Origin of the sequence: Microvirga tunisiensis, from assembly GCF_009296175.1 — a bacterium.
Lineage (GTDB): Bacteria > Pseudomonadota > Alphaproteobacteria > Rhizobiales > Beijerinckiaceae > Microvirga > Microvirga tunisiensis.
Window position 1 is genome coordinate 1 of sequence record NZ_VOSK01000772.1, and the last position, 1282, is coordinate 1282.

A 1282-nucleotide genomic window follows, 5' to 3' on the forward strand; every position below is an offset into this window, starting at 1 on the left:
GCCTGGCTGAGCTGGTTGCGCATCTCCTCGAGCTTCTTCTTGAGATCGGCCGCGGTGCCGAGCTTGTCCTTCTCGGCCTTCCAGCGCGCCGTGATGGAAGCCGACTGCTCCTCCAGGTCCGCGAGCTCCTTGGTGAGGCGCTCGAGGCGGTCCTTGGACGCGGTGTCCGTCTCCTTCTTCAAGGCCTCCTGCTCGATCTTGAGGCGCACGATCTCGCGGTCGATGTTGTCGAGCTCTTCCGGCTTCGAATCGACCTGCATGCGCAGGCGCGACGACGCCTCGTCGACGAGGTCGATCGCCTTGTCCGGCAAAAAGCGGTCGGTGATGTAGCGGTTCGAAAGCGTTGCGGCCGCAACCAGCGCCGAGTCTGTGATGCGCACGCCGTGATGCTGCTCGTACTTTTCTTTAAGTCCGCGCAGGATCGACACGGTGTCCTCCACCGTGGGCTCGCTCACGAAGACCGGCTGGAACCTACGGGCCAGGGCCGCGTCCTTCTCCACGTGCTTGCGGTACTCGTCGAGGGTCGTCGCGCCGACGCAGTGCAGCTCGCCGCGGGCGAGCGCGGGCTTCAACAGGTTCGAGGCATCCATCGCGCCGTCGGCCTTGCCGGCGCCCACCAGCGTGTGCATTTCGTCGATGAACAGGATGATGCCGCCCTCGGCCGACGTCACTTCGCTGAGCACGGCCTTCAACCGCTCCTCGAACTCGCCGCGATATTTCGCGCCGGCGATCAGCGCGCCCATGTCGAGGGCGAGCAGCTGCTTGTCCTTCAAGCTCTCCGGCACGTCGCCGTTGACGATGCGCAGCGCCAGGCCTTCGACGATGGCGGTCTTGCCGACGCCGGGCTCGCCGATGAGCACCGGGTTGTTCTTGGTGCGGCGCGAGAGAACCTGGATCGTGCGGCGGATTTCCTCGTCGCGGCCGATCACCGGATCGAGCTTGCCGTCACGCGCGGCTTCCGTGAGATCGCGCGCATATTTCTTCAGCGCGTCATAGGCGTTCTCCGCCGTCGCGTTGTCGGCGGTGCGGCCCTTGCGCAAGGCATTGATGGCGGTGTTCAGCCCCTGGGCGGTTACGCCGGCCTGGGCCAGAATCTTTCCGGCCTCCGTGTCCTTTTCGACGGCGAGCGCCAGCAGCATCCGCTCGACGGTGACGAAGGAATCGCCCGCCTTCTCGGCCGCCTTTTCGGCGGTGTCGAAGAAGCGCATCAGCTCGCGCGTGGCCTGCGGCTGCGAGGCCGAGCCGGAGACTTTCGGCTGCTTGGCGAGCCATTGCTCGACGG

Annotated in this window: 1 protein-coding gene; it reads right to left on the minus strand. The window is 66.0% G+C overall.

Translation table 11 applies throughout. The features are described from left to right. A partial coding sequence (locus FS320_RS43550; RefSeq protein WP_152718671.1) for a Clp protease N-terminal domain-containing protein occupies positions 1–1282 on the minus strand: 1282 nt, incomplete at both ends.